A 12,014-nucleotide genomic window follows, 5' to 3' on the forward strand; every position below is an offset into this window, starting at 1 on the left:
CGGTGCCGCGACGTCCGGTCAGTGTCTGCCGGATGTCGCGGAGCGGACCGGCCCCGGAAGGCCGGACCGGTGCGGACGCCCTCCGCGCGGCGGCGCGGGAGCCGCAGCACGGCCCCGCGCGCCGCAAGGCGGTGCGGGCGGCCCGTGGGGCCGCCCGCACCGGCGGGTGTCAGCCGATCACCTTGTCGATCGTCTCGGTCGCGGCCTTCCACGCGTCAGCGGGCTTGGTGCCGCGCTTCTCCATGTTGTTGATCTGCGTGGAGATCGTGTCCTTGATCGTGGCGTCCTTCGGGCCGAGCACGGTCTCCGGGATGGACTTGGCCTCGTCGGCGTAGATCTGGCCGATCGGGGCGTCGCTGAAGTACGGGAGCTTCGCGTCCTTGACGTCGGCGAGCTCGTAGGCGCCCTTGTTGGACGGGAAGACACCGATCGCCTTGAACACGGCGGCCTGCTGCTCGGGGGCGGTCAGCCACTTGACCAGCTCGGTGGCCTCCTTGACGTGCTTGCCGCTCTTGGGCACGGCCAGGAAGGAGCCACCCCAGTTGGCCGCGGTGGTGCCGGGGGCGCGGCTGATGTCCCACTTGCCCTTGTAGGCGTCACCGGAGTTGGTGGAGATCTGGCCGGCCATCCACGCGGGGCAGGCCACGGTGGCCACGGTGCCCTTGCGCAGCGCCGCCGTCCACGGGTCGGTGAACTGCGGCAGGCCCTGCGTCAGCTTCTTCGACGCGGCCTCGGCGGCCAGGTTCCAGCCCTGCTGCACGGACGGGCTGTCCTTGTAGATGGCCTTGCCGTCGGCGTCGTAGTACTGCTTCGGGGAGGAGCTGACGACCGCGTTGTACATGGCGCTCGCGGAGTCCATGAAGTAGGTGCCGGAGGGCGCCTTCTTCTTGTACTGCTCACCGAGCTTGATGTAGTCCTCCCAGCCGCCCTTGACCGCGTTGGCGACGGCCTCGCGGTCGGTCGGCAGGCCCGCCTCCTTGAAGAGGTCCTTGCGGTAGCACAGGGACATCGGGCCGATGTCGGTGCCGGCGCCTATGACCGTGCCGTCCTGCGCGGTGGCCTGCTTCTCCTTCCAGGAGACCCAGTCGCCCACGTTGATCGTCTTGCTGAGGTCGGCGAACTTGGCCGCCTGGGTGTCGGTGACCTCCTTGATGCGGCCGACCTCGATGCCGGTGACGTCCGCCAGACCGCTGCCCGTGTTCAGCTGCTGAAGAAGCTTCGGGTAGTAGTCCTGCTCGTTGGCGGTGGTCTCCTCCTTCACCGTGATCTTGGGGTGAAGGGTGTGGTACTTGGCGAACAGGCCGGCTTCCTTGTAGCCGAACTGCCCGAAGTCGGCCACCTTGAGAGTGATGTTCCCGTTGGAGTCCGAGGCGTCCGAGTCGCCGCCGTCGTCGCTGCATCCGGTCAGCAGCAACGCCGAGGCGGTCAGGACCGTGGTGGTCAGGGCCGCTGCTTTGCGGCCGCGACCGCCGCGGGTACGGGTGATGCGCATTCCACTACTCCTTGTTCCAGTGGGGAACGGGATCTCAGGAATCGGACCGCCGGGGTTCGACGCTCCCGACCTGCCCTCTCGATTCGAGCGGTGGCCAGCCCACAGCACGCGGGGTGCGGTGGAAAAGCGCTGGTCAACGATGGCGCCATGTGCGACGGAGGGAAGGACTGTTGGTGGTACGGCCCACGGAAGAGAGGCCCTCGACAGTCCGTGGGACCGCTCCCACGCGGCATGCCGGAAGACTCCTTCCTGCCGGGCCGGGTGTCAAGACTTGAAAACGGCGTTGTTGCCTAAGCGTGTTCTGTACGTCACGTGAATGTGTCGCATCGCAATGTGGCACCGGCCCGGACATCGGCGCGTTCCCCGGTGGAATCACGCAGGTCATCGAGGGGGCGGCGCTCGACGGGAGGGGCCCGCGCCGATCACCGGCGGCCGCGTCCGGGATTTCCCGGGCCACGAGGGCGCGAGTTCGACGGGGCCGCCGGAAGGTGAACGATCAGCCCCACGCGCACCAGAACGGGGCGCCGCCCACCGGCGGACGCGAAGGACCGGGCGCCGCCGACGGACGGCACGCGAAGGACCGGACCTTTTCGACCGCGCCTCCCCCTTTCGCCGTGGGAGCGCTCCCATGCATAATGGGCGCTCACCCGACCACGGGAGCGACTCCATGCCCGACCTGACGACCGCGGCCTTTCCTCCCGCCTTCCTCTGGGGCGCCGCGACCTCCGCGTACCAGATCGAGGGCGCGGTGCGGGAGGACGGCCGTACGCCCTCCATCTGGGACACCTTCAGCCACACGCCGGGCAGGACCGCCGGGGGCGACACCGGTGACATCGCCGTCGACCACTACCACCGCTACCGCGACGACGTGGCGATGATGGCGGACCTCGGCCTGTCCGCGTACCGCTTCTCGGTCTCCTGGTCCCGGGTGCAGCCCACCGGCCGCGGTCCGGCCGTCCAGGTGGGCCTGGACTTCTACCGCCACCTGGTGGACGAGCTGCTCGCGCACGGCATCAAGCCGGCCGTCACCCTCTACCACTGGGACCTGCCGCAGGAGCTGGAGGACGCGGGCGGCTGGCCCGAGCGCGACACGGCGTACCGCTTCGCCGAGTACGCGCAGCTCGTCGGCGCGGCGCTCGGCGACCGGGTGGACCAGTGGATCACCCTCAACGAGCCCTGGTGCAGCGCCTTCCTGGGCTACGGCTCCGGTGTGCACGCCCCCGGCCGCACCGACCCGGCCGCCTCGCTGAAGGCCGCCCACCACCTCAACCTCGCGCACGGCCTCGGCACGACCGCGCTGCGTGCGGCCATGCCGGCCCGCAACTCCGTCGCGGTCAGCCTCAACTCCTCGGTGGTCAGGCCCCTTTCGCAGGACCCGGCCGACCTGGCCGCGGCCCGCAGGATCGACGACCTGGCCAACGGGGTGTTCCACGGTCCGATGCTGCACGGCGCGTACCCCGAGACGCTGTACGCGGCGACGGAGTCCGTCACCGACTGGTCGTTCGTCCAGGACGGCGACCTGGTGGCGATCAACCAGCCGCTGGACGCGCTGGGCCTCAACTACTACACGCCCACGCTGGTGTCGGCGGCCGGCTCCGCGGTCGGCGGACCCCGCGCCGACGGCCACGGAGGCGGCCCGCACACCCCGTGGCCCGGCGCGGACGACGTGGCCTTCCACCAGACGCCGGGCGAGCGCACCGAGATGGGCTGGACCATCGACCCGGCGGGCCTGCACGAGCTGATCACCCGCTACGCCCGCGAGGCCCCGGGCCTGCCCCTCTACATCACGGAGAACGGCGCGGCCTACGACGACAAGCCCGACCCGGACGGCCGCGTCCACGACCCGGAGCGCATCGCCTACCTGCACGGCCACCTGACGGCGGTCCGCCGGGCCATCGCCGACGGCGCCGACGTACGCGGCTACTACCTGTGGTCCCTGATGGACAACTTCGAGTGGGCCTACGGCTACGAGAAGCGCTTCGGCGCGGTGTACGTCGACTACGCGACGCTGGCCCGCACCCCGAAGTCCAGCGCCCACTGGTACGGCCGGGCGGCCCGCACGGGCACGCTTCCGTCCCTGGAGACGGGCCTGATCGCCTGACCATCCGACCCGGGGGACGGGGAGAAGGGGCGCGGCACGTCGTGGGGGCGAGCCGCGCCCCGCGCCGTCATCGACGCCCGTCGTCCCCGTCGTCGCCGTCGTACGACAGCTCGAACCAGGTGGCCTTGCCCCGCCCCGTCCCGTTCGCGCGGACGCCCCAGGCGTGTGCGCCCCGGGAGATGAGGTGCATGCCCCGGCCGCCCTCGTCGTCGCGGCCGGGCGTGCGGACGGCGGGCAGCCCCGGCGCCTCGTCGTGGATGAGGACGCGCAGCAGACGCGGGTCGGTCCAGCCGGCGAAGAGGGTGACGGGGGCGGTGCAGCCCTTGTCCGCGCAGGCGTTGATGGCGTTGGTGACCGCCTCGGAGGTCAGCAGCACCGCGGTGTCGGTGAGCTGGGGGCGGCCGGCCGCGGTGAGCAGGGCCCGGACGGCCTCCCGGGCGGCGCGGACCCAGGCGGGGTGGGGCGGGAAGACGAGCGAGACGTCGGCGGCGCGTGGGGGGTCCTCCATGGAGGGTTCCTTCCCGGTGGGGGCCCACACGGTGACCAGGTCCACGTCTCAACTGGGGTGAGGGTGGGGGTGCTTCCGGGTGGGGCGGGGTGGGTGACTTGGTGTCGACGGTAGGGTCAATCGTGAGTCGAGTTCAATCGTGAACCCCGATAACAACCCTTGTGAGTGATGCGAGCGCAACAGGGCGACGGTGCGGCTGCGCTCGCGCCACACTGCGCACGGTTACGAGGGAGGCACCATGGCACCACGCACCAGCCCCAGCGAGCGTCAACGCCGCCTGGGCGCCGAGCTGCGCAAGCTGCGGCTCGGGGTATGCATGTCGAGCGACGCCGCCGCACAGCTGCTGGAGGGCGAGCGGTCACGCATCAGCTACATCGAGTCCGGTCGTCTCGGCGTCTCCCGCAACCGGCTGCACGCACTGCTTCGGGCGTACGAGTGCCCACCGGGACCCTATTTCGACGAACTCATGAGCATGGGCCAGGCGAGCGGCAGGGGCTGGTGGGACGACTTCAACGACACCATCGGCCCCGCGGCCCGCGATCTGGCCGAACTGGAGTCACGGTCCACGGTGTTGCGTACCCACTCGCCCCTCGTGATCCCAGGAATGCTCCAGACTGAGGAGTACGCCCACGCGGTACTCGCGGCCACTGAAAGCGATCCTGGACGCAGTGACCGCTACACGGCGTTCCGCCTGGCCCGTCAACGCGTGCTCACGGACGTTCCATCAGTCACCTATCGGGCCGTCATCCACGAGTCGGCGCTGCACACCCGCGTGGGAGGCCCGGAAGTCATGCGCAGACAACTGGTACGCCTGATGGAGGTGTCCCGGCTGCCCAACGTGACCGTGCAGGTCTACCCCTTCGAAGCCGGCGTCTACTCGGCGCACACCCGCTCGTTCGTCATCTTCGGCGGCCCCGCCGCTCAGTTGGACACGGTCTACCTGGAACACCCGACGAACTCGCTGTTCCTGCGGGATGGAAACCAGCTCCACGAGTACGCCAAGATGTTCGAGACCCTCTCCGAGTTGGCGCTCGCGCCCGTCGACCCGGATTCGCCACCGGAGTCCCACGAGTCACGCGACTCGCTGAGTCTTGTCCAGCACGTCATGTACACCCTTTGAGAGGAAGCGTCGTGTCTCAACTCGCCTGGCAGAAGTCGTCGTTCAGCACCGGCGGCGAGGGCGAGTGCGTAGAACTGGCGACGACGTCCGGCCCCACTCACATCCACCTCCGCGAGAGCGACCGTCCCGGCGAGGTCGCCGCCGTAGCCCCCCGCGCCCTGGCGCACCTCCTGCGCGCGGTGAAGGCCGGCGACCTCGGTCGCTGACCCGGGTCGGCGTGGTCAGCGGCGCGGCTCCCGTACGACCGCCACGCCTCCCGGCGCCACGGTGACCGTGCCGTTCTTCAGGGGCTCGGCGGTGAGGAGTTCGACGGCGTCCGGGGCGACGGGCACCTCCGCGCCGGCTCCCCGGTGGTCGACGAGGAAGAGGTAGTCCGCGTCCTCGCCCCGCCGCAGGACGGCCTCCACTCCCTCGGGCGTGACCCGGACCGGTGCCACTCCCGCCTCGGTGCGCACCCGGTCCACCAGCGCGGCGAGGGTGTCGGTGTCGGGAAGCGTCGCCAGGTACCAGGCGGTGCCCGTGCCGTGCGCGTGCCGGGTCACCGCCGGGACACCGGTGAGGGGTCCCGAGGTGAAGGAGGTGACGGCCCGCGCGCCGTCCAGGCGTACGCGTTCGGTCCACAGCGAGCCCGTACCGCCGTTGTCCAGCTCCACCGTCTCCTCGGGCAGCAGCGGGAACAGTTCGTCGGTGCGGACGCCGAGCACTTCACGGAAGGCGCCCGGGTAACCGCCCAGCCGGACATGGCTGTTCTCGTCGACGGCACCGCTGTGGAAGCCCACCGCGAGGGTGCCGCCTCGGGCGGTGAAGGCGGTGAGGTTGGCGGCCGACTCGTCGTCCACCAGATAGAGACTGGGGACCAGGACCAGGCGGTACGAGGACAGGTCGGCGTCCGGGCGGACGAAGTCGACCGCGATCCCCGAGCGCCACAACGGCTCGTACCAGGACCGGACGAGGTCCAGATACCGCACCTGGTCGCTGGGCTGCGAGGGCGCTTCGAGGGCCCACTTGGCGTCCCAGTCCCACACCATCGCGACCTCGGCCGCGCCCGTGCTGCCGCGCACCTCGGCGAGGGCCTTCAGGTCGGCGCCCAGCGCGACGACGTCCTGCCAGATCCTGCTGTCGGTGCCGGCGTGCGGCAGCATCGCCGAGTGCCACTGCTCGGCGCCGGCCTTCGCCGCCCGCCACTGGAAGTAGGCGATGCCGTCGGCGCCGCGGGCCACGTGGGCGAGGGCGTTGCGGCGCAACTCCCCCGGGTTCTTGGCCCGGTTGACCGGCTGCCAGTTGACGGCTCCGGTGGAGTGCTCCATCAGCAGCCAGGGGCGGCCGCCGGCGAGGGAGCGGACCAGGTCGCCGCTGAGCGCGATGTCGATCTGCGACTCCGGGTCGGTGGAGCGCAGGTAGTGGTCGTTGGAGACGATGTCCAGCTGCGGGGCCCAGCGCCAGTAGTCCAGCGCGTCGAAGTTGTGCATCACCATGAAGTTGGTGGTGGCGGGCCGCTCGGGGGCCGCCTTCCGCAGCACGTCGCGTTCGGCCTCGTACAGCGAGAGCAGGGCGTCGCTGCAGAAGCGGCGCCAGTCGAGGCGGTGGGTGGGGTTGGGGACGGCGCCGGTCGCGCGCGGCGGGATGATCTCGTCCCAGTCGTAGTACCACTGGCTCCAGAAGGTGGTGCCCCAGGCGTCGTTGAGCGCGTCCAGGTTCTCGTACCTGGCGCGCAGCCACACCCGGAAGGCCGCCGCGCTGGTGTCGCAGAAGCACTCGGCGTTGTGGCAGCCGTACTCGTTGTGCACGTGCCACATCACCACGGCCGGGTGCTCCGCGTAGCGGCGGGCCAGTTCCCCGGCGATCCGCAGGGCCGCCGTCCGGTAGGCGGGGCTGCTGGAGCAGAAGGTCTGGCGGCTGCCGTAGGAGAGGGTGCGGCCCTCGTGGTCGACGGGCAGCGCCCCGGGATGGGCGCGGAAGAACCAGGCGGGCGGCGCCGCCGTCGGGGTGGCCAGGTCGGCGGCTATGCCGTTCGCGTGGAGCAGGTCCAGGACGCGGTCCAGCCGGGAGAAGTCGTAGGTGCCCTCGGCGGGTTCGAGCAGGGCCCAGGAGAAGATGCCGACGCTGACCAGGTTCACCCCGGCCTCGCGCATCAGGCGTACGTCCTCGGCCCAGACCTCCTCCGGCCACTGCTCCGGGTTGTAGTCGCCGCCGTACGCGATACCGGGGACGGAGAGGGTGCGGCTCACTGGTCAACTCCCGTGAGGAGACGTCGGGTTGTGGTCACGCCCCAGGCGTCCAGGGACAGCAGGCGGTCGCTGGAGGCCATCAGGCCGCCGGTCGCCTCGACATGCGCGGCCCAGCGTTCACGGGTCTCCACCGCCGGGCGGGCCATCAGGCAGTCGGGGTCGTTGACCCAGAGGCGGCCGTGCTGCCACTGGCGGCCGGCACCGGTGAACTCGGCCGGGTCCTGTCCGGGCTGACTGTAGTCGCCGGCCTCGGGCAGGCGGTGCGGGGCGGTGTCGGGGCTTACCCGCATGGCGTCGAACAGCCCGATCGAGGGCAGCACGGGGGCGCCGCAGCCCAGCAGGTAGGCGTCCGGGCCGATGGCCGCGCGGATGAGTTCGATGCCCGCGCGGTACGCGGCGAGTGCGTCACCGGACCCGTGCCGGACGCCGTCCAGCGCGCCCGCGTAGAGGAAGTCGGTCTTGAAGTAGTCGTAGCCCTCGGCGCGCAGGGTGGTGAACACCTCGGTGACCCAGGCCGCCGCGTCCGGGTGGGTGGTGTCCAGGACGCGCAGGTCGTGGCCCCAGTTGCGGCCGGCGTGCGCGAAGCCGCCGTCGGTGTCCCGCACCAGCCAGTCGGGGTGCCCGGCGGCCAGTTCGCTGCTCGGGTCGACCAGGAACGGCGCCGTCCAGATGCCCGCCCTGCGGCCCCGGGCCCGGATGGCGTCCGCGATGTCACGGCGGGAGCGGAAACGGCCGGAGAGGGTGAGCCAGTCGCCGAGGGCGCTCTGGTAGCCGTCGTCGATCTGCACGACGTCGACGGGCAGGTCGAGGGTGTCCATCGCGCGCAGGTTCTCGTGGATGTCGTCCTCGGTGACGGCGGTGAAGTACTCGTACCAGGAGCACCACACGGTGGGCGCCGGGCGGGGCGCCGCGAGGCCGAGGCCGGCCGCCCAGTCGGCCAGCACCGACTGGATGTCCGGGCCGGTCCACTCCTTCACCGGGCCGTCGGCGCTGACGGCCGCCACCCCGTCCTCCGCGACCAGGCGGACCGAGGGCACCTCACGGGTCGGGTCGGCCGCCGCCCACAGCCGCACCGGCGAGCCGTCACCCGGGTCGAGGGCGAGGAGCCCCTCACCCTGGAAGGCACCGGCGGGGACGGTGACGCCCGGCCGGTAGCACACGGTCGCCCAGTTGTCGTTCGTCGGCCGGTACGGCGCCGCGTCGAGGGCGTAGGCGCCGCTGGGGCTCCAGGACTGCCAGCCCTCCTCGTGGACGCGGGCGGTGCGGACGTCCACGGGCACGGAGGCCACGGGTGTGAAGGGGTGGGGCACGGTGGTTCTCTTTCACAAAGGGGGCTGGTCCGGCCGGCGGGACGGGACGGGTCAGCCCTTGTTGGCGCCCAGCGTGAGACCGCTGACGAACTGCCGCTGGAGCGCGAAGTACACGATCAGGGTGGGGATCGCGGTGAGCAGGGCGCCGGCGGCGACCAGGTTGGGGTCGGTGAAGTACTGGCCGGAGAGGTTGTTCAGGGCCGAGGTGATCGGCATGTTCTCGCCGGTCGAGATCAGCACGATGGCCCAGAAGAAGTCGTTGTAGATCCAGATCGACAACAGGGTGGCCAGGGCGGCCATCGCGGGCTTGCACAGCGGCAGCACGATCTGCCAGTACATCCGCCACACCGACGCCCCGTCGACCAGTGCGGCCTCGGTGAGTTCGTGCGGCAGCATGCGCATGTAGTTGCTCAGCACGAAGGCGCAGAACCCGGACTGGAACGCCACGTGGATCAGGACCAGGCCGAGCGCGGAGTCGTACAGCTTGCCGCTGTCCGTGACGCCCGGCAGGTTCACGAGCAGGTACAGGCGGTACAGCGGGGTGATGATGACCTGCTGCGGCAGCAGGTTGCCGGCCGTGAAGACCAGCAGCAGGAAGATGTTGAGCCGGAAGTCGAAGCGGCTGACGTAGAACGCGACCATCGACGACAGCAGCAGCGTCAGCAGCACGGCCGGGACCGCGATGATCAGCGTGTTGCCGAAGTAGTGCAGCATGTCGGACTGCTTGAACGCGTTCGTGAAGTTGTCGAGGCTCAACTTGTCCGGCCAGGACACGTATCCCTTGTCGCTGGTCTCGGAGTACGGCCGCAGCGCGGCGAACACCGCCCACAGCAGCGGGGCGAGCCAGACGAGCGACGTGACGACGAGGAACACGTGCAGCACGACCCGCGCCGGGCGGAGGGGGGTGCGCTGCTTCGCGCCGAGCGCGACGGTGGGGGTGCTCATGCGCGCCGCTCCTTCCGGAAGGTGGCCACCAGGTACGGGATGATCACGACGAGCGAGATGACCAGCAGGACGACGGCGATCGCCGACCCGTATCCGATCCGGCTGGACTCACCGATAATGTTGTTGGTGATCAGGATCGACAGCAACTCGGTGCCCTGGGCGCCCTTGTTGAAGACGAACACCAGGTCGAAGGCGCGCAGCGCCTCGATGATGGTGACCACCAGGACGACGGTGTTGGTGGGCCGCAGCGTCGGGAAGATCACGTTCTTGAACGTCTGCCACTCGTTCGCGCCGTCCAGCGAGGACGCCTCTCGCAGGGAGGGGTCGACGCCCTTGAGACCGGCCAGGTACAGGATCATCATGTAGCCGGTGTGCCGCCAGGACGCGGCGATCAGCACGGCCCACAGGTTGAGGTGCGGGTCACCGATCCAGTCGATGTAGTGGCCGGGCTTGTTGGCCCCGATGAGGCTGTTGATCAGACCGGTGTCGGGGTTGTAGATCAGCTGCCAGACGAACCCGGTGACCGCCAGCGACACCACGACCGGCAGGAAGAAGGCGGTCTGGTAGACCCGGCTGAACCGGATCTTCTTGTCCAGCTGCACGGCCAGGAACAGACCGAACGGCGTCGGGATCACGATCAGCACGACGAACCAGATGACGTTGTGCTGCAGCGCCGGCCAGAACTGCGGGTTGTTGCTGAACAGGTCCCGGAAGTTGTCCAGCCCGACCCACTTGATGGAGTCGAAGCCGATGCCGTCCCAGGTCGTGAAGGCGAGGGCGATCGAGGCGAGGGCGGTCAGCCAGACGAGCGCCACGTGCAGGATCGTCGGCACGCCGGCCATCAGGCCGAGCGTGATGCGGTCCCGGCGGGTGAGCAGGCGTCGGTGCCCGCGCGGAACACGCTTCTTCTTGATGGCGGTGCCCGGAGGCGGCACCTCGGCCGCCTCCGGGGACTTCTGCGTGGGGATGTCGGTGGTCATGAGGAAGCGAAGATCGTCTTCTTCTGGCGCTCGATGGACGCGAGCAGGCTGTCGACGTCCTTGGGGTTCTGGAGGAACTTCTGCAGGGAGGGCTGCATCACCGTCGAGGTGAAGTCCGGACGGCTGTCGCGGTCCATGAACTGGGTGAGGCTCTTCGCCTCACTGATCATGGTGTACGCCTTCTTCTGCAGCGCCGTGTAGGAGGACGTGTCGGCCTTGCTGGAGGCGGCGACCACACTGGAGTCGGCCTTCAGGTAGACGGCCTCGGCCTCCGGGGTGCCCAGGTACTCCAGGAGCTTCGCCGAACCCGACTTGTTCTTCGGGCTCTTGCTGAGCATGAAGCCGTCGGTGGGCGCCTCGACGGTGTCCTGGCCGTAGGCGGAGTTCATCTCCGGGAAGGCGAAGAAGTCAAGGTCGTCCACGTCGGCCTTGTTGGTGAACTGCTGCGCCACGAAGGTGCCCAGCACGTACATGCCGGCCTTCTTCGACACCAGCGTCTGCGCCGCGTCCTGCCAGGTGCGGCCCATGAAGCCGTCCTGGTGGTACGGGAGGAGCTCGGCCCAGTGGTCGAAGACCGCCTTCACCTTGGCGTCGGTCCACGACTCCTTGCCCGCCATCAGGGACTTGTGGAAGTCGTAGCCGTTGAGGCGGAAGTTGATCTGGTCGAAGGTGCCCATCGCCGGCCAGGCGTCCTTGTCGCCGAAGGCGATCGGCACGAGGCCGTCCTTCTTCATCTGCTTCGACAGGGCGACCAGCTGGTCCCAGGTGGTGGGGACGGTGTAACCGTGCTGCTTGAAGACGCTCTTGCGGTAGAAGACCGCCCACGGGTACGTGTACAGCGGCACGAAGTAGTACTTGCCGTCCTCGCCCTTGCTGAGCTGCTTCATCGCGTCGGGGAAGTTGTCACCGATCTTCGCCCACACGTCGTCGATGGGGGTGGCGAGCTTCTTGGCCGCGAAGAACTGCATCCGGTAGCCGGCGAACCACGTGAAGACGTCGTCCGGTGTGCCCTGGAGGTAGGAGTTGATCTGCTCCTGGAAGGTGTTGTGGTCCTTCGTGTTCACATCGACCTTGATGCCGGACTGCTTCGTGAAGGCCGCGTAGATCTCGGCGAACGCCTTCTTCGGCACCGCGTCGGAGGAGTTGGACCCGAGGGAGACGGTCTTCGGGTCGCTGGCCGAGCCGCTGTCGCCACAGGCGCTCAGCAGGGGTATGCCGGCGCCGAGGACCGCCGCGCCGCCGATGCCGCGCAGCAGACTGCGGCGGCTGGGGGCGAGACGGGACAGGCCGGAGAGGCCGGAGGGGGAGAGATCGGACATGAACGGCTCCT

General features: G+C 69.8%; 10 protein-coding genes. 3 read left to right on the plus strand and 7 right to left on the minus strand.

Annotated features, from left to right (window positions below):
• Positions 1-169: 169 nt before the first annotated feature.
• Positions 170-1,492: an extracellular solute-binding protein gene (locus tag ABZT03_RS11440; RefSeq protein ID WP_356036871.1), complete on the minus strand. Its 1,323-nt coding sequence runs from the start codon at positions 1,490-1,492 to the stop codon at positions 170-172.
• Positions 1,493-2,159: 667 nt separating this feature from the next.
• Between ABZT03_RS11440 and ABZT03_RS11445 the strand changes: the two genes are divergently transcribed.
• Positions 2,160-3,593 (plus strand): GH1 family beta-glucosidase, encoded by a 1,434-nt coding sequence (locus ABZT03_RS11445; protein WP_356036873.1) that lies wholly within the window; start codon positions 2,160-2,162, stop codon positions 3,591-3,593.
• 67 nt (positions 3,594-3,660) lie between these two features.
• Here ABZT03_RS11445 and ABZT03_RS11450 read toward each other — a convergent pair whose 3' ends face one another.
• Positions 3,661-4,101 carry an ATP-binding protein gene (locus tag ABZT03_RS11450; protein WP_356036875.1) on the minus strand — a complete coding sequence of 147 codons (441 nt, stop codon included), beginning with the start codon at positions 4,099-4,101 and terminating at the stop codon, positions 3,661-3,663.
• A gap of 238 nt (positions 4,102-4,339) precedes the next feature.
• On the opposite strand from ABZT03_RS11450, the gene ABZT03_RS11455 reads away from it, so the two are divergent.
• Together ABZT03_RS11455 and ABZT03_RS11460 are read left to right on the plus strand one after the other, a co-directional pair.
• A complete protein-coding gene (locus ABZT03_RS11455; RefSeq protein WP_356036877.1) occupies positions 4,340-5,221 on the plus strand; it encodes a helix-turn-helix transcriptional regulator in 882 nt (293 codons plus the stop codon).
• A gap of 11 nt (positions 5,222-5,232) precedes the next feature.
• Positions 5,233-5,427 carry a DUF397 domain-containing protein gene (locus ABZT03_RS11460; protein WP_356036879.1) on the plus strand — a complete coding sequence of 65 codons (195 nt, stop codon included), beginning with the start codon at positions 5,233-5,235 and terminating at the stop codon, positions 5,425-5,427.
• A 15-nt stretch (positions 5,428-5,442) separates the two neighbouring features.
• On the opposite strand, the gene ABZT03_RS11465 is transcribed toward ABZT03_RS11460, so the two are convergent.
• Genes ABZT03_RS11465 through ABZT03_RS11485 form a run of 5 tightly spaced genes read right to left on the minus strand, consistent with a single transcriptional unit; the run spans position 5,443 to position 12,003 of the window.
• Positions 5,443-7,449, minus strand: a complete 2,007-nt coding sequence (locus ABZT03_RS11465) for a beta-galactosidase (RefSeq protein ID WP_356036881.1) — start codon at positions 7,447-7,449, stop codon at positions 5,443-5,445.
• Positions 7,446-8,759 (minus strand): glycoside hydrolase family 36 protein, encoded by a 1,314-nt coding sequence (locus tag ABZT03_RS11470; protein ID WP_356036883.1) that lies wholly within the window; start codon positions 8,757-8,759, stop codon positions 7,446-7,448. Before ABZT03_RS11470 ends, ABZT03_RS11465 begins: the two co-directional genes overlap by 4 nt.
• Before the next feature lie 51 nt (positions 8,760-8,810).
• Positions 8,811-9,704 (minus strand): carbohydrate ABC transporter permease, encoded by an 894-nt coding sequence (locus ABZT03_RS11475; RefSeq protein ID WP_356036885.1) that lies wholly within the window; start codon positions 9,702-9,704, stop codon positions 8,811-8,813.
• Positions 9,701-10,684, minus strand: a complete 984-nt coding sequence (locus ABZT03_RS11480) for a sugar ABC transporter permease (protein WP_356036887.1) — start codon at positions 10,682-10,684, stop codon at positions 9,701-9,703. The genes ABZT03_RS11475 and ABZT03_RS11480 overlap by 4 nt, the downstream gene beginning before the upstream one ends.
• Positions 10,681-12,003: an ABC transporter substrate-binding protein gene (locus ABZT03_RS11485; protein WP_356036889.1), complete on the minus strand. Its 1,323-nt coding sequence runs from the start codon at positions 12,001-12,003 to the stop codon at positions 10,681-10,683. Before ABZT03_RS11485 ends, ABZT03_RS11480 begins: the two co-directional genes overlap by 4 nt.
• Positions 12,004-12,014: the final 11 nt, after the last annotated feature.

This window comes from Streptomyces sp. NPDC005574 (assembly GCF_040605435.1).
In the GTDB taxonomy this organism is placed as follows: Bacteria; Actinomycetota; Actinomycetes; order Streptomycetales; family Streptomycetaceae; genus Streptomyces.